This window comes from Mediterraneibacter flintii (genome assembly GCF_055387595.1).
Map to the genome: position 1 here is coordinate 2,392,531 of NZ_AP031405.1, position 20,534 is coordinate 2,413,064.

17 protein-coding genes are annotated in these 20,534 nt (G+C 40.4%); all 17 read right to left on the bottom strand.

Annotation, left to right across the window (positions count from 1 at the left end):
* Window positions 1–68 precede the first annotated feature (68 nt).
* Window positions 69–716 carry an HAD family hydrolase gene (locus tag ACZ5C4_RS11370; RefSeq protein ID WP_464521090.1) on the bottom strand — a complete coding sequence of 216 codons (648 nt, stop codon included), beginning with the start codon at window positions 714–716 and terminating at the stop codon, window positions 69–71.
* Window positions 706–1,653, bottom strand: coding sequence for an ATP-grasp domain-containing protein (locus ACZ5C4_RS11375; protein WP_464521091.1), 948 nt, complete (start codon window positions 1,651–1,653; stop codon window positions 706–708). Before ACZ5C4_RS11375 ends, ACZ5C4_RS11370 begins: the two co-directional genes overlap by 11 nt.
* A gap of 10 nt (window positions 1,654–1,663) precedes the next feature.
* A complete protein-coding gene (locus ACZ5C4_RS11380; RefSeq protein ID WP_464521092.1) occupies window positions 1,664–2,911 on the bottom strand; it encodes a glycosyltransferase family 4 protein in 1,248 nt (415 codons plus the stop codon).
* Window positions 2,912–2,934: 23 nt separating this feature from the next.
* Window positions 2,935–3,615, bottom strand: a complete 681-nt coding sequence (locus ACZ5C4_RS11385) for a sugar transferase (protein WP_464521093.1) — start codon at window positions 3,613–3,615, stop codon at window positions 2,935–2,937.
* A 7-nt stretch (window positions 3,616–3,622) separates the two neighbouring features.
* Complete coding sequence (locus tag ACZ5C4_RS11390; protein ID WP_464522337.1) at window positions 3,623–4,822, bottom strand: DegT/DnrJ/EryC1/StrS family aminotransferase; 1,200 nt, start codon at window positions 4,820–4,822, stop codon at window positions 3,623–3,625.
* Between the two features lie 9 nt (window positions 4,823–4,831).
* Complete coding sequence (locus ACZ5C4_RS11395; RefSeq protein ID WP_464521094.1) at window positions 4,832–6,784, bottom strand: polysaccharide biosynthesis protein; 1,953 nt, start codon at window positions 6,782–6,784, stop codon at window positions 4,832–4,834.
* 186 nt (window positions 6,785–6,970) lie between these two features.
* The gene (locus ACZ5C4_RS11400) at window positions 6,971–8,509 is read right to left on the bottom strand and encodes an LCP family protein (protein ID WP_464521095.1); all 1,539 of its coding nucleotides are present in this window, start codon (window positions 8,507–8,509) and stop codon (window positions 6,971–6,973) included.
* 32 nt (window positions 8,510–8,541) lie between these two features.
* Entirely contained in the window at window positions 8,542–9,462 is a 921-nt protein-coding gene (locus ACZ5C4_RS11405; RefSeq protein ID WP_464521096.1) for a sugar phosphate nucleotidyltransferase, read from the bottom strand.
* 48 nt (window positions 9,463–9,510) lie between these two features.
* Window positions 9,511–9,786 (bottom strand): HPr family phosphocarrier protein, encoded by a 276-nt coding sequence (locus tag ACZ5C4_RS11410; protein WP_186874199.1) that lies wholly within the window; start codon window positions 9,784–9,786, stop codon window positions 9,511–9,513.
* A 22-nt stretch (window positions 9,787–9,808) separates the two neighbouring features.
* Window positions 9,809–11,059 carry a CdaR family protein gene (locus tag ACZ5C4_RS11415; RefSeq protein WP_464521097.1) on the bottom strand — a complete coding sequence of 417 codons (1,251 nt, stop codon included), beginning with the start codon at window positions 11,057–11,059 and terminating at the stop codon, window positions 9,809–9,811.
* Window positions 11,046–11,915 (bottom strand): diadenylate cyclase CdaA, encoded by an 870-nt coding sequence (gene cdaA, locus ACZ5C4_RS11420; RefSeq protein WP_464522338.1) that lies wholly within the window; start codon window positions 11,913–11,915, stop codon window positions 11,046–11,048. Before cdaA ends, ACZ5C4_RS11415 begins: the two co-directional genes overlap by 14 nt.
* Before the next feature lie 18 nt (window positions 11,916–11,933).
* Window positions 11,934–13,058, bottom strand: a complete 1,125-nt coding sequence (locus ACZ5C4_RS11425) for a hypothetical protein (protein ID WP_464521098.1) — start codon at window positions 13,056–13,058, stop codon at window positions 11,934–11,936.
* A gap of 3 nt (window positions 13,059–13,061) precedes the next feature.
* On the bottom strand, window positions 13,062–13,457 hold the full coding sequence (locus ACZ5C4_RS11430) for a hypothetical protein (RefSeq protein ID WP_464522339.1): 396 nt from the start codon (window positions 13,455–13,457) through the stop codon (window positions 13,062–13,064).
* 82 nt (window positions 13,458–13,539) lie between these two features.
* Entirely contained in the window at window positions 13,540–14,166 is a 627-nt protein-coding gene (locus ACZ5C4_RS11435; protein ID WP_464522340.1) for a ComF family protein, read from the bottom strand.
* 53 nt (window positions 14,167–14,219) lie between these two features.
* Entirely contained in the window at window positions 14,220–16,430 is a 2,211-nt protein-coding gene (gene recD2, locus ACZ5C4_RS11440; RefSeq protein ID WP_464521099.1) for an SF1B family DNA helicase RecD2, read from the bottom strand.
* An 81-nt stretch (window positions 16,431–16,511) separates the two neighbouring features.
* On the bottom strand, window positions 16,512–17,501 hold the full coding sequence (gene mreB / locus ACZ5C4_RS11445; protein WP_186874193.1) for a rod shape-determining protein: 990 nt from the start codon (window positions 17,499–17,501) through the stop codon (window positions 16,512–16,514).
* 184 nt (window positions 17,502–17,685) lie between these two features.
* Window positions 17,686–20,532 carry an excinuclease ABC subunit UvrA gene (uvrA, locus tag ACZ5C4_RS11450; protein WP_464521100.1) on the bottom strand — a complete coding sequence of 949 codons (2,847 nt, stop codon included), beginning with the start codon at window positions 20,530–20,532 and terminating at the stop codon, window positions 17,686–17,688.
* Window positions 20,533–20,534 lie beyond the last annotated feature (2 nt).

Genomic DNA, 20,534 nt, shown 5'->3' on the forward strand with positions numbered 1-20,534 from the left:
TTATAAGCCATACACAAACTCAAAAATATACAAGCACTATTTTACACCATCCCTCCTATAATTCTTTCTCAAAATTTTTTCTCTTTAATAACTATATATTTTGAAACTACTGCATTATAGTCCGCTGCCTTTCTTATTTCACATGAAAAAACATCAGAATTATACAGTCCACTCTCTACAAAATACCCTTTGATATTTAATTCTTCAGCGCATTCCATATCTAAAGGGCTATCTCCTATAATGATATCATCCTTATTAACAATATTTTTTAAATATTCTAACTTAGCATTATTGGAAGTCGGTTCTACTACAGTAATACTGTCAAAACAATTCTTTATATTTAAATACCCTATTTCCCATCTAAGATTCTCTGCATTTCTTCTTTGAGAAAGTAATTTTACATGATACCCTTCTTTTTTCAACTTTTCATATGCCAATTGGGGATTATCTATAATTCTGTCTTCTTTTAAATATTCCTTGTTTTCTAGCCTCTCTCTTTTAAACATCACATAATCTTCAATATCTATATCCCTTTGGCAAAGCTCTCTGATAATTTCATGTTCTTTCTTTCCCGTCCGTTTTCTATATACAAATATCCCATAAGGCAGTCGAAGATTAAAATTATTAATCATATACTCCTGTATAATTTTAAAATATCGTGGAAAAACGTCTACAATAGTTCCATCAAAATCAATATAAGCTGTCCTATTCTGCATGAACATAAACCTCTTCAAAATATCTTATCATAGTTAAACCTATATTCTTTTCATCTCTTCTCCATTTTGTTATTTTTTCCCCTAAAATTAATCGTACCAGTAGATAAGGTATATCAAACCCACTTGCTACAGTTACAGGTAATCCTCCAGATGCAAGACGTGTATTAAAATCAAAAATTTTAAGATTTTTTTCATTATCTATTTTAAACTGAAAATTTACAGGTCCTTTTATACGTCCTGTAGATTCTAATTTTTCAATAATTTTTTTTACACCATCTATCTCCCTGTTTATACTAATAACAGCTCCTCCCCCATTCATTTTCTTCCGTTCTCGTATATTATATCCAATACATTCCCCCTCCCTATCAAATAAACAATCTACCGTATATTCTGTTCCTTCTAAATATTCTACTACAATTGCGTTTTCTACTTTTCTACTATAATATTCAAATTCATCTTTATTTTTTATTATAAATGTTTTTTTACTTCCGGTGTCTTCTTTTGCTTTTAAAACTACCGGATATACTTTTGGTGCCTCCACAATAATTGGAACCGCGATCCCTATTTTATTTAAATATTGATAACACGTCTCTTTATTATGTAATAATTTGTGAGTTTTATTGTCCATAATAAGCAACTTATCTTTATATCTACCTATCTTTTCTTCTTCTTCACAAAAAGCATTCATATCATATGAAGTTATCGGAATAATAACATCTACCTTTTCTAACTCGATAATTTTATTTAACTTTTCAAAATATTTTACATCATTTACTCCTGGTACAGTATAGAAACTGTCTAGCCAGATTTTAGAAGCAACTAATTCTGACATATCAACCCCTATCAACCTTAAATTCCTATACTTTCTAAGACTTTTCGATAAAAATACCCCCGTAGAACCCCCAACAGATGTAAGAAGTACATTCACTTTTTTCATTTACTTCCTCCTAATTGCTAACAGCCGAATATAATACATACTCTATTTTCTCTGTCAAGTATTTATAATCAAATTTTTGAGCCACTGCTTTTGCATTATTACACATTTCAGTATATATATTTGTATCCAAATTACTAAACTCTATCATAACCTTTGCATAATCTTCGGCGCTTTGAAACTCTTTTGCAATTCCTATGTTAAATCTACTAATTAAATCGTATTGCATATATACATTAGATAATACCGGTTTACCACTAGCCATATATTCAAATAATTTGTTCCAGCTACATCCATAATTTTTTATATTGGTTGATTTTACATTAACCAAATTGACATCTGATTTAGAAAGTATATAAGGTATATATTTTTTTTCAACCTTTCCTTTAAATACTATATTAAGTCCACAGCGCTTACTTTCCTGTTCTAATGCTTCTTTCTCTGTCCCGTCTCCAAATACTAAAATTTGTAAATTCGCAATTCCTTTTTCTTTAATTACTTTTGCAGCCTCTATTAAACTTTGCAAATTATTAGCCAGTCTGATCGACCCCATATAAACAAATTTAAATTTACTTTTATCATCCAAATCTAAGTCTAAATATTTAAATGTTTTCTTATTCCTTTCAAACTCCTCTATATCCACACCATTATTTATATAATTCACCTTTTTAAGATCTATTTCAGACAGTAATCCTCTTTCAGTAAAATAATTTTTCCATCCCTCCATGGTAAAAATCAATTTATCTGCTTTCTTATATATCCATTTTTCCAACTGATATAAAATCAAAATTATGGGATTATATTCCGATAATTTATTATACTCAACCACTGATTTAGGCCACAAATCCCTCACTTCCACTACGACCGGAATCTTATGTTTTCTTCCGAAAAGCAGTGCAAAATACGCAACAAACAAATCCGGTGAAGATGTATAAATCACATCCGGCTTCTGTTTTTTATAAAACAGTTTCATTGTTTTCCATGTTTTAAATGGAAGATCCATCATATTAATGATTCTATCCAGCCCATTTCCCTTATAGTCTCTGCTGCGCACGAAGGTATATTCCACCCCATCTTCCATTTCTTCTCTGTAAAGGGATTTATCTTTAATCATGTTAATATCTGTATTGTGGATTTTACTGGAAGTAAAAATCTTTACAGTATGTCCTTTTTTTTGAAGATATTTGGAAAAATAATAATGTCTTACTAACCCTCCCATACTCGGTGGTATTGCATAGTGATTAACAATCCATATGTTCATCGAGGTTTCTCCTTCATTACCTGTTACTTCATCACCGCCACTACTGTGGCGATCATTGTCTTTATATCCTGCCAGAAACTAAAATTTTCGATTGCTCTCAGATTATACGCCATTTTTTCCGGCAATATAGTTTCTATATATACCTGATCTGCATTATCTGCCGATTCCAGCAGACGTTCTTCATCTTTATATTCAATGCTCGCCAGAGAGGTCACCCCTGCCGGAAGAAGAAGCGTCGCTTTCATTTCATTTGTATAGTGGACAACATACTTTTCTACCTCTGGCCTGGTACCCACAAAGGTCATATCTCCCGTCAAAATATTCAGAAGCTGCGGCAATTCGTCCAGCCGGCATCCTCTCAGTGCCTTTCCGGCCTTTGTCACCCGCGCATCTCCTTTTGTCGTCACCTGAGTCCCCATCTTATCCGCATGATTTACCATTGTGCGGAACTTAAATATCCGAAAGGTTTTTCCATACTGTGTCACTCTCACCTGTCTAAAAAATACAGGTCCTTTTGAGTCTGCCTTTATCCAGACAGACAGAATAAGCAGTATGGGAGATAATAGAATAAGGAGCAGACCTGCGGCTATTATATCAAATATCCGTTTTAGAAGCAAACTTCCTTTATGTTTCTGCAGTATGTTATAGTATTTTTTTACTTCCTCCACCTGCATATCCTCGGGAAGGTTCTCCCATTTTCTCATGTTTTTCTTATTCCTCGCTTAAACATTTTTTAAACACTTCAATTACATACTTCACTTCTTCATTCGTCAGCTTCGTATGAAGCGGCAGCGTTATTTCATTTTCAAACATTGCATATGCGTTTGGGTACTGTCTCATATCAAACCCAAGCTTCTTATATGCAGTCAAAAGAGGAAGCGGTTTATAGTGCACATTCGTTGCCACTCCGGCCTCTGCCATTTTCTTTATAATCTGGTTACACTCTTCCCTGTTTTTCCCATTTAGTCTTACCAGATACAAGTGTCCGCTAGATGCATAATTCTTTTCAAAATGTTTAAGAACTTTCACATCCAAACCTTTTAATCCTTCATTATACCTCTCTATAATTTCTTTTCTTCTCTTTAGAAGCGCAGGATATCTTCTTAATTGTACAATTCCAAGAGATGCCATAATATCTGTCATATTACATTTAAAATAAGGTGCCGCAATATCATATTCCCAAGCTCCCAGCTGGGTTTTTGCCAATGCGTCCTTTGACTGACCATGCAGAGAAAGAAGCATATACTGCTTGTAAATCTCTTCGTTGTCCACACCCTCTATATCTCTCCATACAACTGCTCCGCCTTCCGCAGTTGTCAGGTTTTTTACAGCATGGAAGGAAAAGCTTGTAAAATCTGCAAACTCTCCGCTGTGTCTCCCGTTTTTCACCGCGCCAAACGCATGCGCACTGTCTGCGACTACCGCAACACGTCCTATTTTTTTCTGCAGCTTAGTCTCTCCATGAAATAGTGCTTTTTTACGTTCTACTATCTCAAAAATCCTTTCATAATCGCAGATAACGCCTCCCAGGTCAACCGGAATAATTGCTTTTGTCTTTTCCGTAATTGCTGCTTCCAGCTTCTCATAATCCATTTCGTAAGAATCCGGCTGTACATCCACCAAGACAATCTTTGCTCCCACGTGATGGATCACACTCGCAGATGCTGTGTACGTATAGGCGCTGGTAATCACCTCATCTCCTGGTCCAATTCCAAGTACCCGCAATGTCATTTCGCTGCATGCTGTCGCTGAATTCAAACACACTGCTCTGCTCGTATGGCAATACTGTGCAATCTGCTTTTCAAAAAGCTTTGTCTTAGGTCCTGTTGTTATCCAACCGTTCCTTAAAGTATCTGCTACTTCCGCAATTTCCTCTTCTGTAATATCCGGAGGGGAAAACGCAATATGCATATTTTTCATTTATCTATCCTCCATCACTGGTTTTTCATGGCTTGCCTTTCCAAGACTTAGAAGCTCTTGATAGGATTCTTCGTCCCGTTCTTTATCTTCTGGTTTAATGTGGTATGTCGGCACGATTCTGGATACGATCTCTTTTACATCTCTGCGTTCCTCTGACGCTGCTTCCTCTAGAAGCTTTAATTCGCTCAAAAAGTGTACTTCATTAAACTCCAGAGGTTTACCTACATAAATCAGATTATTCGCGGTTTTTTGAAGTCCCTCTTCTTTTGTCAAAATTTCCTCATATAGCTTTTCGCCCGGTCTTAAGCCCGTATAGACGATATCCATATCTACTCCTAAAGTATACCCAGAAAGACGAATCAGATTCTTTGCAAGGTCTGCAATCTTCACCGGTTCTCCCATGTCCAGAACAAAAATTTCTCCACCTTTGGCAAATGCGCCGGCCTGTAAAACCAAAGATACTGCCTCTGGTATTGTCATAAAATACCGTATAATATCTGGATGTGTAACCGTAATCGGCCCTCCGGCTGCCATCTGTTTTTTAAACAACGGAATAACGCTCCCATTACTGCCCAGAACATTCCCAAATCGTACCGCTACAAATTCTGTACGAGAATATCTGCTGAAGGTCTGTATAATCATCTCGCAGAGTCGTTTAGATGCCCCCATAATATTCGTAGGATTCACCGCTTTATCTGTTGAAATCAGTACGAACTTTTTTACACCATACTTGTCCGCTGCTCTTGCTGTCTTGTAGGTTCCAAATACATTATTTTTGATCGCTTCATTCGGGCTGTCCTCCATCAGCGGCACATGTTTATGAGCTGCTGCATGGTAAACCACATCCGGACGATACAGCTCCATTACACTTTCAATCCGCTTTGTATTTCTAACAGAACCAATCAAAACCTCCAGCTTTAACGCCGGATACTTTTTCTTTAATTCCTGCTGTATATCGTAGGCATTGTTCTCATAAATATCAAATATAATCAACATCCTCGGATTATGAGCTGCTATCTGCCTGCACAGCTCACTGCCAATAGAACCACCGCCTCCTGTTACCAGCACAACTTTATTTCGAACATAACCAGAAATGCTGTCTATATCAATTTTAATTGTATCTCTTCCAAGCAGATCTTCAATGGAAACCTCCCGCAGCTTCGAGACGCTTACTTCCTCTGTAATTAACTGATATACTCCCGGCAGTACTTTTAATTTACACTCTGTCTCATTACAAATACGCAAAATATCTCTTGTGTCTTTCGCACTTGCCGATGGAATCGCCAATATAATTTCATCAACATTATATTTCCTGGCAAGCTCTTTTATCTTTGTCCTGTCTCCCATTATACGGACGCCGCGGATATATTTTCCTTTCTTAGAAGGATTATCGTCTATCACACAGACTACATTCCGATTTAGATGTCTGCTGGTTTTCATCTCAGTGATAATAATATTCCCAGCCTCTCCGGCTCCGATTACCATCGTATTTACAGGGCGTTTTCCACTTCTTACTAATCCTCTTTTCAGGACATGTAAAATTCGATAAGAAAATCTTGTAGCCAGCGTTGTCATTGTCAGGAAAAAGAAATAAAAAATGTGAAAGCTTCTCGGTACTGCCAAATATAGAAAGCTCATTCCCATTGCCTGAAATGCTGTCGAAAGCATGCTTGCTCCGACAATCAGCCCCGCCTCATGCATACTTGCATAAGACCAAACTCTATTATAAAGATTTAAAACAAGGAAAATCACAAGAGTTGTTATCACATTGACGGCTACATAGGCCCTCACGCTCGCCATATATTCTGCCGGCACCCATCCATAATATACATTGTCTAGCTTGAACCGGATAATCAATGCAAAGTAAGAATCAAAGATAATTGTAAGAATATCTACAATGAAGAGCAAAATCATTCTTGTCCTTGAAGTCTTTAGACTAAATATATTTTTCATAATAATCCTCTCCGATAATAATGTTACAAATTATTACAACTTTTTTACATACTATAATATCATACCAAATTTCTAAAAATTATACAACGATTATATAGAGAAAAAATGTATAGATATTGTGTCTTTTCGAGAAAATATACAGCAAAAAGCACAAGAAAGACTCCTAAAGTCTTTCCTGTGCTTTTTTTAATTCAGTGCTTCTCCCTCTGTAAGCGTCCCGCCTTCTTCTTCCACCACATTGATCAAATCTATGATGTCATCTACTTGCTCATAATCCGGCTCTACAACGGAAAGAAGCGTATCGTAACCGCTGGAATAGCAGTATCCTTCACTATTATACCCTTGTGCAGCCACTGACTGAATTGTCCATTTTGGATTTTTATTTAATTGGTGTTTAATCAATGCGTTAATCTGATTTTGAGACATATTCGTTTCTACGTCCTTGCTTACTTGATTCATAATACTATTTGCTTTCAAAAGCATTGTCGGAGATAAGCACTTCTTCAGCATTGCTGTAATAACCGCCTGCTGGTTCTTTCCTCTCTGGTTATCCCCATCCGGCAGATTCTGCCGTTCTCTTGAAAATGCAAGCGCCTGCTCACCAGTAAAATGATTCATTCCCTGCTGTACATCCATGACATATTCTGAATCTGGGCTCGTAGTGAAGGCATACTCTGAATAAACATCGATTCCGCCCAACGTATCTACAATATCAATCAAAGAGGTAAAGTTCAGCCTTGCATAATAATTGATGTCCGTCTCATACAACGTTCCTAACGTTTCCATAGATGCATCTACACCGTAAATCCCCGCGTGTGTCAGCTTATCCGGCAATCCTTCCGAAATTCCCGGAATCGGAACGTAATAGTCTCTTGGAGTTGTTACAAGCAATATCTGGTATGTCGTAGGATTTACAACTGCAATAATATTTACGTCACTCCGGCTTGTCTCTGATACATCTCCATATACGTCAATTCCACTGATATATACTGTAAACGGTTCTTTCGTAATGCTGTTATCTGAAGCTCCGCCGAACTCTAACTGTATCCGGATTTCATGGCTATAGATTACCTTCACACTTTCTTCAAAATCCGGCACTGCTTCCTCCATCAGGCTTGTATATGCCTGGTTATATACAATAGCATCCACTTCTCCGTCGCGCAATGCAACCGCCTGTTCCTGAATCGAATCATATTCCTCAGTCACTACATCGGTTCCCAATTCCTGCTGAATATCTGTCACTGCCGCCTGCATGTTATCCGCGCCTTTATTAAACTGTACGCCAAAAATATAATCAGCGGCATCCTCTAACACCTCTGCCGGATCATCTGCTCTGACTGCCACTACCATCTTATCTACCTTATAACCACCGCTTGTGATTTTTCCAATCATATCATTTGCCTGCGCTACATAGTAAGAGCCCGTCAGCAGAACCAGCGTCATAAAGAGGCTGAATATTTTCCCTGGCACCCCTCGCTTCTTACGTGCCACCTGGGAATTTAAAGTAATACACCACAGCAGAAACAAAAATGCCGCTATTAATGTCAGGTATTTCATAGGAAGCATGCCCAGAAGGTAAAGCACTATCATCAATACAATGCTGGCAACTGTCTGGAGAACAATGCAAAATGTTCCAAACCGGTTCCGCTTTGAACGTCGTGCGTATTTATCTGTATTTCTTTTTCTTCGTGCAGTATTCCCTGCCTGCTTTTTTTGCTTTGCCATCTTAAATTCCTTTTCATCTATTCAATTTCTTACTATTCGGCAAATAATCTGGAAGGATATGCGCCTTTCTCTATCAATTCTCTGACTGCATTTACAACCGTTTCCTTGTCTTCCTTATACGTCACTCCAAACCACTGATCATAAGACTTTAGCACTTTCACTTCCAGCTTTTCTTCTGCTAACAAGCCTCCTATAATTGTAGGAAGCAGATACTCTGCCTTTAAATCTTCTTCCGCCACATTGTCTAAGAAGTCAGAAAACCCCGTTTTCAACACATCAAAAAAATCTACGGTTAATCCCCACATATTCATAGACACCGGAAGGTTTGCATCCAACTCAATGACTTCCTTGTCCGTCCGTATTACAGCTCTTTCACCGTCTTTTTCAATATTACTCGTTTCTGTTATATCTGTCAGATATCCGTCTTCTCTGACATGGCAGACGCCTCTTGTCACACCGCCATTGTCACTGAGCGTATTTTTCAGTACGAAGCTAACCATACAAGCCTGTATTTTATCAGCTTCTACCGGAGTTGTCAAATATCGATACGCTTTCACAAATGCCTCTTTTCCATAATAATCATCTGCATTTATCACTAAAAACGGCGTATTTACCACTTCCCTGCAGCAAAGAATTGCTTGTCCGGTTCCCCATGGCTTTGTCCGGCCGGCGAAGCGTTCTTTATATCTATCTGGAATATCCGTCACTTCCTGATAAGCATAGTCCACTTCCGTTATCTTTTCGATCCTTTCTCCGATGATCGCTTTGAAATCTTTCTCTAAGTCTTTCCGGATAACAAACACAACCTTGTCAAAGCCTGCATCCAATGCATCATAGATAGAATAATCCATAATGATTTCTCCATTGGGACCAATTGGTTCTAATTGTTTAATCCCACCGCCAAAACGGCTACCAATTCCCGCCGCCATAATCACTAATGTAGCTCTGCCCATCTTTTTTCTCCTTTTATTCTCCGGACACGCTGTAATCCTTGTCCGTTTTTATTCACCTAAACCATCCTCTACAATGCGTACCATCTCTTCTAGAGCTTCCTCTTCATCTTTTCCCTCACATAAAATCTCGATCTCATCTCCACTCTTTATGCATGCCCCTAATACACTTAGCACGCTTTTCGCATTTGCAGTTACGTCCTCCGACTTATTTATTTTTCGGATGACAATTTTACATCCAAACTGCATTGCTGTTTTACAGAACAATCCCGCCGGTCTTAAGTGCAGACCGGTAGGATTCTTAATCTTTACTTTTCCACTAACCATCCCTGTATACGCCTTTCCTATTCTAACTTTCTTTTTCTTCTAATATAACTTTGATTGTAGGGGTCTCTTTTAAACTGATCCCCTCCGGAACATCTACTGTCACCGGCACTTCATATGTACCGGGGTCTGTGTATTTTTTTAGATCAATAGAAACCGCTTCGGTAATATCCAATGTCTCCAATAATTCTTCCTTTCCTGTAAACTGCAGGGAAATCTCCGCACCAATCTCATAGCTGATCTTCAGCTTGTCTGAAAGGTTGCTGACCTTGATTGATTCTGCCTGCACCTCAACTGTCTTGACTCCTTCCTGCTCTATCAGAATTGTAACAACTACATTATTTGCAGTCTCTTCCGCCAGGCTGACGCCTTCTGGAAGATATGGAAGAATATCAACCGTTCTTTCCTCTTTTTCCTGGATCCCACTGATGTCTATCTCGGAGTCTGGTATTTCTATTGATTCAATTTCATCCAGTGTCTCTCTATCTCCGCATATTTGAATACTTTCGGGCTCTGCAGTCAGACCTGCATACAGGTACCCCTCCGCCGGACTGCCTGTAACGCCAAATACAAGCGGTACTGTTTTCGTTTCCAGCATTTCTACATATACCGTAATTCCCTGTTCTCCCAGGTTATTCGTCAGTTGTGTCTGGTCTATCGCATTTCCGTTGACATCATACAAGATAAGTTCTGCCTCTACTTCCGTATCCTTAGAAAGTCCAGATACGTCAATTTTAGCGACTGCCTTGCTGATCTGCTGTATCTGAGATTCAGAGCCTCCGATAGAGATCTTCTCCGGATTTACTGTCATCTCTCCGACGATATAACCATCCCGCGGTGTTCCCGTAGCGCTGACCGTAAGCGGAAATGTATTCTTTGTCTTTCCTTCTATTTTAATCTTCAGATTCCCTGGGTTTGCCTCTGCCGATTCATATCCCCCAGAAACTCCTTTTACACTCACAGAAATTGGGACAAGATATGTGTTTGTATCCATTGCGCTTAGATCCGCCGTAGCAACAATGTCCTCTTTTGCAATGTCAGCCAGCACAGAACGCTTTGCATAAACTGTCACAGACGTCTTCTGTTCATCTAAGACCTGATATACTTTCCCCTGGTTTGTCACAACCTCTGGATTCGTAATCATCACGTCCACATCAGAGAACGTTGCTTTTGATACAGGATCGTCAATATTTACTACGATCAGCCAGAGCAGGGCAGCGAAAACAAATGCCATAATCTTCAGTCCAAAATTACGTGTCAAACTATACTTCTTCATCTTTCCGCCGTCCTTTCTTCCACAGAGTAAATTTCTTAGATTCAGGACTTCTATTCTGAATCTGGTGCAGCCTTGCAGCCAGATATTCTCTTGTTATGCCTCTTGTCAGATAGCCTCCCATTGCAACAGAAACCTTTCCGGTTTCTTCTGATACGACAATCACCAGAGCATCGCATACCTCGCTCATTCCCAACGCCGCCCTGTGCCGCGTTCCCAGATCCTTGCTAATCTGCATATTATCTGAAAGCGGCAGATAACATGTTGCAGAGGTAATTCTATCACCGCGTACAATGACTGCGCCGTCGTGAAGCGGTGTATTATGTTCAAAAATATTCAACAAAACTTGAGAAGAAATTTTACAGTCTAATTCTATTCCGGTCATTTCATACTCTGTAAGCCGCGTAGCCTGCTCTACAACTATCAGCGCTCCTGTGCATACGCTGCCCATATCAAAACATGCCGTAACAATCCCGTCAATCGTCTCGTCTGAAAATCTCTGGTTCTCTTTATTTTTATCAAATGGATTGATATTACTCAGCAGATTTTTTTCTCCCAGCTTTTCCAATGCGCGGCGAAGCTCCGGCTGGAACACCACGACTGCGGCCACAGCAAGTACATTGATTGACTCTCTGGCCAGAAAAAGGATTGTATGCATCTGAAAAATAGCTGCAATCAAAATAAACAGGAAAAGTATAATAATCCCCCGAAGCAGCATCCATGCCTTTGTATTCTTAATCCAGAGCATAATTTCATATACAATCACAGCAACAATGAGGATTTCAATGATGTCTGTCACATGTATATTCGGAAAATACCAGCCGTCTATATAGTTTTTAAAAAATCCGCTAAGCCATATTCTCACTATGTCACCGCCTTATTTCTGTTTTTCTTTATCCAGGCCAAGTTCCTTGCTCAAACTTCTCGTAAGGAGAATTTCATCTGTAGACTTCGCTCTTTCCTCCCTGCTGTTTCCTGCTGTTTTTCTCTGGACAGGCTTCTTTCTAATCCCCTTTGGCATGCCCTCTGCCTTATTTTGTATTTCTTCCAGATCGATAGCGACTGTTTCCTGCCCCTGATGCTCTGTTATATGCTTCACGCTTTTCTCCGGCACTGCCACTCCTACTTTCGGCACTGCTTTTACATAATAATAGTATTCATCATCTTCAAATTGTATATGCTCTGTTCTAGAATAATCCACAGAAAAGAAAAGAAATTCCAGCACGAATCCTATCAACACCGCCACAACACCGCTGCCAATCAAAATGATATAAGAAATATGCAGTCCAAGTGCAAGATTTCCGGCCATACCAATGATAACTGCAGTGACAGCCCCTGCTGCAGAAGCAATCTTCCATGCGTGATCCACCGCCCGAGTCCGTATCGCATTTACTACTAAAAAACTAATTGCAACTGCCAGTACCATCGTCCACATTTCTTTATTGCCAATCGCCTGTTTCGCAAAAGTCATAAGCCCGCTTATCATGCCTCCTGCGTCTGCTCCCTGCAGAGCAGTAGAAGATATTTTTACCAGATGCACCATGTAATAGGCAATCACCCCGCATATAGCCGGCACAACAAAGACTGGTCCCCCTAAAAGTCCAAATGCCACCGGAACAATGACAGGAAGTTTATAAATACAGGCCAGCAGAGCAATCAAAACTACCCACGCATTTTTCGGTGTAAAACGAAAATAAAAAATATACATCATCAAGAAAATCAACGCCGTAAAAGCTGCAATCGGCACAGATAGGACATATAGATGTATGATAACCAGAATGGTCGCCGCAATCACTGTAATCAGAAGCGGCAGAAAAGCACAAACTGCTGCAAGCCCTAATGTACATAGGATGGAAGAAGCGCTCTTCATAAATCCGATATTCGCATTAATTGCTCCAAATAAAAGTATTCCGAATAAAAACTGCAGCGCTTTTATTATATACATAGAATATTTCGCATATATCTGCTGCATCTGTTCTCTTAAAACCAGTAATGTACTCATACCCTACTTTTTCTCCTTCATATACATCTTTCCCAGACGGGATAAATCCCTGTAATATTTCTTCACTCTCTGCTTTGCCTGATTATGTTTTTTCTTGTAAAATCCACTCGCACAGACGCCGTATATAACAATCAGAACAAGGTAAGCGCCGATCGCCACAGCCGCTATGACAAATAACTTTGCAAAATTCAAATCCTCCAGCAGGCTGTCTGAATAGCAAAAAACTACCAGTCCCGCTGCACAGACATACCCGATTGTAACCCATACAAGAGTAATCCATGTATGCAGGCTTGCATAATCTTTTTTATAATAACTGCTGATTTTCAAATCCTCTTCCGCCTGGTTCTTTTCATAGATCGCCGCCCTTGTCATCAGGCGTATCCTGCTTTTGTCCAACATATGTACCTTGCACACCTTTCTATGATTCACTCTATTTTCGCCCTTATTTATATTAACACATCATTTTTAGTATAGCATACACTCAAAGCCCTTGTCCAATGCTTATAGTCAAAAAGTAAACATTTTGGACTCCGGCCTTTTTCAGTATTTTTGCCGCCGTATGTATGGTGTTTCCTGTCGTATAAATATCATCAATAAGCAGGACATTGTTCTTTGCCTTCCATGCTTTTGCCACTCCGAATGCGCCTTGCATATTTTCGCCCCGTTCCTTGTCATCCAATTTTTTTTGCGGCTTTGTCCTTTTTACGCGGAATAATGCCTCTGTATTGACTGGAATCCCCGTCTGTTTTCCCAATTCTCTGCCTAATAACTCGGCCTGGTTAAAGCCTCTCTTTTTTTGCTTCGAGGGATGGAGAGGAATCGGAAGAATTTCTTCTATTTTCCATTTATAAACCTGTCTGCCGTACCGCTTAGCCAGCTCTTCTGCAAAAACTTTCGCATACACCCTTTTGTTGTGATATTTAAACTGATAAATTGCATGGCTTACTGGTTCTCTGTGCAGCCACAGACTTTTTCCCTGTGTATAAGCTAAACTGTGCTTCCGGCAGTCTCGGCAGAACTCTGTTTCCTCTTTTTCCACAGGCTTTCCGCATTTCATACAACGCGGCTCTTCTATGTATCTTATCTTTTTTCTGCACCCCAGACATATTCCTTCTTTTTCAATTTTCCCACAGAACGGGCACACCGGCGGATATAATAAATCTAAAATTCTAAAATACGCTCTGACAGGCTTGTATATCTTCCCTGTTCGTTTTTGTTTTGTATCATCTCTTGAAATGTCGCATCACTCCCTACAATTGTCAGACATTTTTTCGCTCTTGTCACTGCTGTATATAAAAGATTACGGTTATATAAAAGCCGCGGACCCGAAAGGAGAGGAAGAATCACCGCCGGATATTCACTCCCCTGAGATTTATGCACTGTAATTGCATAAGCAAGCTCTAATTCATCCAGCATGTCAAATGGATATTTGACCTTCCGCCCTTCATCATATCCGACTGTCAATGTCTCATCATAAAAATGAATTTCCTGTACAATCCCCATATCCCCATTAAACACACCCATTCCTTTATCGACCGTAAGTCCAAACTTTGTGCTGACCTCCCATTCCAACTGGTAGTTGTTTTTTATCTGCATGACTTTATCTCCCACACGAAAAATCCTGCCGTTTATTTCTTTTTCTTCCTTCTGCGGCGCTTCTGGATTTAAATATTTCTGAAGAATCGTATTCAGCCGTTCAACTCCAAGCAATCCCTTCCTTGTCGGTGTCATTACTTGAATTTCTGTCGGAAGCGCATCCACGTATTTAGGAAGTTTTTTTTGAATAAGGGTAAGTACTACGCTGATAATCACATCTGCGTCCTGTCTTTTTAAAAAGAAAAAGTCTCTGCTCTTATTATTCAGGATAACTGGTTCGCCTGCATTGATTTTATGAGCGTTTACTACAATATCACTTTCACCTGCCTGGCGGAATATTTTTGTCAGGGTTACTACCGGAAACCGCCTTGAAGAAATAATATCCTTGAGCACGCTTCCAGGCCCAACCGATGGGAGCTGATTGACATCACCGACAAGTATGAGGCGCGTTCCCGGGATCACCGCAGATAACAGGGCATGCATAAGCGGCAGATCCACCATAGACATTTCATCAATAATAATCACGTCTGCTTCCAATGGGTTCTCCCTATTTCTCATAAACCCGCCTATATTTCCTTCTTCCTCCGGATTTCCGTTTACTTCCAACAGCCGATGGATTGTCTGCGCCTCATATCCTGTCGCCTCTGTCATTCTTTTTGCTGCACGTCCGGTGGGAGCTGCGAGCAGAATACTCATTCCTTCCTTTTCAAAAAATTGTATCATCGTATTGATCGTTGTTGTTTTTCCAGTGCCCGGACCTCCTGTAAGAACCAAAAGCCCATGCTTGATCGCTTCAATTACCGCCTTGTGCTGTAACCTGTCTAAAGAAATTTGTTCCTGCTCTTCTACCTTTTGCAAACGCTTTTCCATCATGTCCTCTGGCATTTTGCAGTCTATATCTAAATCGTGAAGCATTTTTGCCGTATTTAGTTCCATATAATAGTAATGGGCGGGATAAACACAGATTTCTCCTTCAATTTCTTTCATCACGGTTTTGCGCTCTATGCACAGATCCATCACATATTTTTCGATATCTTTGATTTCTACCTCCAGAAGCTCTCCCGCCCTTTTTAGCAGTATTTCCTGCGGAAGATAGATATGCCCTTCCCCTACTGCCTGCTGTAACGTATAAAATAATCCGCTTCGAATCCGGTAGTCTGAATCTGTATGAATCCCAATTCTAGAAGCAATCTCATCCGCTGTTTTAAATCCAATTCCTTCTATATTATCTGCCAACTGATATGGATTTTCTTCCATTACATGGTATATCTTTTCTCCATAATGCCGATAAATCTTTGCCGCCAGTGTAATCGATATACCATATTTCTGGAGATAAATCATTGCCTGCCGCATGTCCTTTTTTTCTTCTATCTGCTCTGCAATTTCTCTGGCTTTCCTCTCACTGATTCCCTTTACTTCTGCCAGACGTTCCGGCTCCTGTTCGATGATTCGGAAGGTGTCCTCCTGAAATTTTGCCACAATCCGCGCTGCCAAAGCCGCACCGACTCCTTTTATAGCTCCGGAGCCTAAATATCTTTCAATGGACGCCTTATCTTCCGGTTCTTTTACTTCATGTGAAACTACTTTAAACTGATTTCCGTAAACACTGTGGTTGACATATTCCCCATGTAGTTCCATCAGTTCCCCCTCATTGATAAAATTAAATTCTCCCACACAGGTTATTTCCCCATCTTCATTTTCCAGATTCAGTACGGTATATCCATTTTCTTCGTTGCGGAATACAATATGCTCCACATATCCAGTAACTACTTCCACTCTTTTCTCCTTCTTCCATCCCTATATAGCTAAAACGGAGATGTGTCTCTTTTACACACCCCCGTCCCTGCTCTTTCCTATCTAAAAATCTTTTCTGCCACTCATAAATTCAACAAACTGACCTGTTCCAATGGCTACCACCTTCATCGGATCTTCTGCTGTCATTGTATTAATCCCTGTTTTTTCTTCTATTAATTCTTCCAAACCGCGCAGCATCGCTCCCCCTCCAGTTAAAACAATGCCTCTGTCCAGAATATCCGCTGATAATTCCGGCGGCGTCTGTTCTAATACAGAAATGACTGCTTCTACAATCTGACCGGTTGCCTCCCGTAGTGCCTCCTCCGTCTCAGAGGAAGTTACTGTCACCGTCTTTGGCAAGCCTGTCACCAGATTTCTCCCCCTGACTTCCAGTGTCTCCTCTTCCACCAGAGGATAGGTTGTTCCAATCTTGATCTTTATATCTTCGGCTGTTCGCTCGCCAATCAGAAGATTATGTTTCTTCCGCATATATCTGACAATCGCCTCGTCAAAATCATCTCCTGCAACCTTTATTGAAGTATTGACAACCGTACCGCCCAGAGAAATCACTGCAATGTCTGCCGTTCCTCCTCCGATGTCTACAATCATGTTCCCGCAAGGCTTTGCAATGTCTATCCCTGCCCCGATTGCAGCCGCAACCGGCTCTTCAATCAAATGTACTTCTCTTGCTCCTGCCGCAAAAGTAGCCTCTTCCACTGCTTTTTTCTCTACCTCTGTCACACCACTCGGTACACAAATACTGATCCGCGGCTTTTTAAAGGTTCGTTTTCCCAGGGATTTCTGTACAAAATATTTAATCATTTTTTCTGTTACAGTATAATCTGAAATTACTCCCTGACGAAGCGGGCGAACTGCAACAATATTCCCCGGCGTCCTTCCAAGCATCAGGCGCGCTTCTTCTCCAATTGCTTTAATTACATTTGTATCTCTGTCAAATGCCACTACAGACGGCTCTTTTAACACTACTCCTTTCCCTTTTACATATACGAGCACACTAGCCGTACCTAAATCTATCCCGATATCCACTGACATACTGACTCTCCCTTCTAATTTCTCTATACTCTTCCACTCTTCTCCCCTGTATCTTACTGTCTGGCACAGCAGACTTTTATCCAATCCATATGTGCAGATAAGCTGTGTTTCCCCTGCTTACCTCTTCATCTGCACCAATAGTATAATAAACTTTTCCAGAAATGGAAACCCCTTTTTCATATTTTTAGTTTTTCTTAAGGATTGCGTCAATATACTTACCTGTATAAGATTTTTTGTTCTTCGCCACTTCCTCAGGCGTACCTGTCGCAACAATCGTTCCTCCTTTATCGCCGCCTTCTGGTCCGATATCAATAATATAATCTGCTGTTTTGATGACATCTAAATTATGCTCGATCACTACGACTGTATTTCCATCTCCTGACAGTCTGCGCAGAATTTCTGTCAGCTTATGCACATCTGCAAAATGTAAGCCTGTCGTTGGCTCATCCAGTATATATACTGTTTTTCCTGTACTTCTGCGACTTAATTCTGATGCCAGCTTAATCCGCTGTGCTTCACCTCCGGAAAGCTCTGTGGACGGCTGCCCCAGACGGATATAGGAGAGTCCGACATCATTTAGTGTCTCCATTTTTCTTCGGATACTCGGAACATGTTCAAAAAATTTTAAAGCCTCTTCCACTGTCATATTCAGGACGTCATAAATCGTTTTTCCCTTATATTTTACTTCCAGAGTTTCACGATTATATCGTTTTCCGCCGCACACTTCACATGGTACATATACATCCGGCAAAAAGTGCATCTCAATTTTTATAATTCCGTCGCCGCTGCATGCTTCACAACGCCCACCCTTGACATTGAAACTAAATCTTCCTTTTTTGTATCCCCTGGCTTTCGCATCCGGCGTCGCCGCAAACAGATCCCGGATCAAATCAAACACTCCTGTGTAAGTCGCCGGATTAGAACGGGGGGTTCTGCCTATTGGAGACTGATCGATATCGATCACCTTATCAACCTGTTCTAGTCCTTCAATCCGCTTATGTTTTCCAGGAATTGTCCGGGCACGGTTTAATTCTTTTGCCAGCTTTTTGTATAAAATCTCATTGATGAGGGAGCTCTTTCCAGAGCCTGAGACACCTGTAACACAAGTCATTACTCCTAATGGAATCTTCACATCAATATTTTTTAAATTGTTTTCCTGCGCTCCTACAATTTTCAGAAATCCTGAAGGCTTTTTTCTCTCTCCTGGCACTGGAATTTTAATTTTTCCGCTTAAATATGCTCCAGTTATCGAATTTTTATTGTTCATAATTTCCCGCGCCGTACCGACTGCAACAACCTCACCCCCATGCTCTCCGGCTCCTGGTCCAATATCCACCACGCAGTCTGCCGCAAGCATTGTGTCCTCATCATGCTCTACTACGATCAAAGTATTCCCTAAGTCACGAAGATGCTTTAAAGTAGCGAGCAGTTTATCATTGTCTCTCTGGTGCAATCCGATACTCGGTTCATCCAGAATATACGCCACTCCTACCAAACCTGACCCTATCTGTGTCGCCAGACGGATTCTCTGCGCCTCTCCTCCGGACAGTGAACCTGCTGCTCTGGAAAGAGTCAGGTATTCCAGCCCTACATCCAGCAAGAACTGTGTTCTGGCATCAATTTCTTTTAATATCTGACCTCCAATTAGTTTCTGCGTCTCTGTCAGTTCCAAAGAAGACAAAAATATTTTCAGCTTTTCAATCGAAAGAGCCGTTACTTCTGCAATATTTTTCTCCCCTACTGTAACTGCCAGCGCACCCGGCTTTAACCTCTGTCCATTACATGCAGAACAGGGCGTAATATTCATAAATGTCTCATACTCCGCCTTCATTACATCCGAACCCGTCTCACGATACCTGCGTTCTACATTTTTTATCAATCCTTCAAATGCTACATCGTAGACTCCCTCTCCGCGCTGTCCTTTATAGTATACCTTTACAGATTTCCCATTTGTCCCATAAATTAATACATCGTGTATTTTTTTCGGATATTTCTCAAACGGTGTGTCCAAATCAAATTTGTATTCTTTACATAAAGCATCCAGTATTGCTCTCGTAAAGCTGGATTTATCCGTACAGGACTGCCATCCCATAACTGCAATCGCACCCTCATTGATTGACAAAGAAGGGTCCGGAATCATCAATTCTTCTGCAAATTCCATCTTATACCCTAATCCATAACACTCCGGACAAGCCCCAAATGGATTATTAAAAGAAAAACTTCTTGGCTCAATCTCCTCAATACTAATTCCACAGTCAGGACAGGAAAAGCTTTGGCTGAAATTCAACGCTTCTCCTCCTATAACATCTACAACCAGCAGACCTTCCGCTAAATGCAGCACACCTTCAACAGAATCTGTCAGTCGTTTCTCTATCCCCGGCTTTACAATCAGCCGGTCTACAATAATCTCAATAGTATGTTTGATATTTTTGTCCAGAGAAATTTCTTCTGACAGTTCATACAGATTTCCATCTACCCGCACGCGCACATATCCGTTTTTTTTCGCTCTGTCAAATAATTTAGCATGGGTTCCCTTCCTACCTCTGACAACCGGTGCCAAAAGCTGAATCCTTGTTCCCTCCGGCAATGCCATCACCTGATCTACCATCTGATCCACTGTCTGCTTTTTAATTTCTCTGCCACATTTCGGACAATGCGGTATTCCTATACGCGCATAAAGCAGACGGAAATAATCATAGATCTCCGTCACGGTTCCTACCGTAGAACGTGGATTATGGTTTGTCGACTTCTGATCAATGGAAATCGCCGGAGATAAGCCTTCAATACTCTCTACATTCGGTTTCTCCATCTGCCCTAAAAACTGTCTGGCATAGGAAGAAAGTGATTCCATATAACGCCTCTGTCCCTCTGCATAAATCGTATCAAACGCAAGCGATGATTTTCCCGATCCGCTTAGCCCTGTAAAAACAACTAACTCATTCCTTGGTATGTCCAAATCTATATTTTTTAAATTATTCTCATTTGCACCTCGTATTTTTATATATTTACGTGCATCCATCTTTATTCCCATAG

Excerpts from the sequence above, each read along its gene's own strand:
- ACZ5C4_RS11370 (WP_464521090.1), bottom strand. The coding sequence starts at position 716 with ATGCAGAATAGGACAGCTTATATTGATTTTGATGGAACTATTGTAGAC.
- ACZ5C4_RS11375 (WP_464521091.1), bottom strand. The coding sequence starts at position 1,653 with ATGAAAAAAGTGAATGTACTTCTTACATCTGTTGGGGGTTCTACGGGG.
- ACZ5C4_RS11380 (WP_464521092.1), bottom strand. The coding sequence starts at position 2,911 with ATGAACATATGGATTGTTAATCACTATGCAATACCACCGAGTATGGGA.
- ACZ5C4_RS11385 (WP_464521093.1), bottom strand. The coding sequence starts at position 3,615 with ATGAGAAAATGGGAGAACCTTCCCGAGGATATGCAGGTGGAGGAAGTA.
- ACZ5C4_RS11390 (WP_464522337.1), bottom strand. The coding sequence starts at position 4,822 with ATGCATATTGCGTTTTCCCCTCCGGATATTACAGAAGAGGAAATTGCG.
- ACZ5C4_RS11395 (WP_464521094.1), bottom strand. The coding sequence starts at position 6,784 with ATGAAAAATATATTTAGTCTAAAGACTTCAAGGACAAGAATGATTTTG.
- ACZ5C4_RS11400 (WP_464521095.1), bottom strand. The coding sequence starts at position 8,509 with ATGGCAAAGCAAAAAAAGCAGGCAGGGAATACTGCACGAAGAAAAAGA.
- ACZ5C4_RS11405 (WP_464521096.1), bottom strand. The coding sequence starts at position 9,462 with ATGGGCAGAGCTACATTAGTGATTATGGCGGCGGGAATTGGTAGCCGT.
- ACZ5C4_RS11410 (WP_186874199.1), bottom strand. The coding sequence starts at position 9,786 with ATGGTTAGTGGAAAAGTAAAGATTAAGAATCCTACCGGTCTGCACTTA.
- ACZ5C4_RS11415 (WP_464521097.1), bottom strand. The coding sequence starts at position 11,059 with ATGAAGAAGTATAGTTTGACACGTAATTTTGGACTGAAGATTATGGCA.
- ACZ5C4_RS11425 (WP_464521098.1), bottom strand. The coding sequence starts at position 13,058 with ATGAGTACATTACTGGTTTTAAGAGAACAGATGCAGCAGATATATGCG.
- ACZ5C4_RS11430 (WP_464522339.1), bottom strand. The coding sequence starts at position 13,457 with ATGTTGGACAAAAGCAGGATACGCCTGATGACAAGGGCGGCGATCTAT.
- mreB (WP_186874193.1), bottom strand. The coding sequence starts at position 17,501 with ATGTCAGTGGATATCGGGATAGATTTAGGTACGGCTAGTGTGCTCGTA.
- uvrA (WP_464521100.1), bottom strand. The coding sequence starts at position 20,532 with ATGGGAATAAAGATGGATGCACGTAAATATATAAAAATACGAGGTGCA.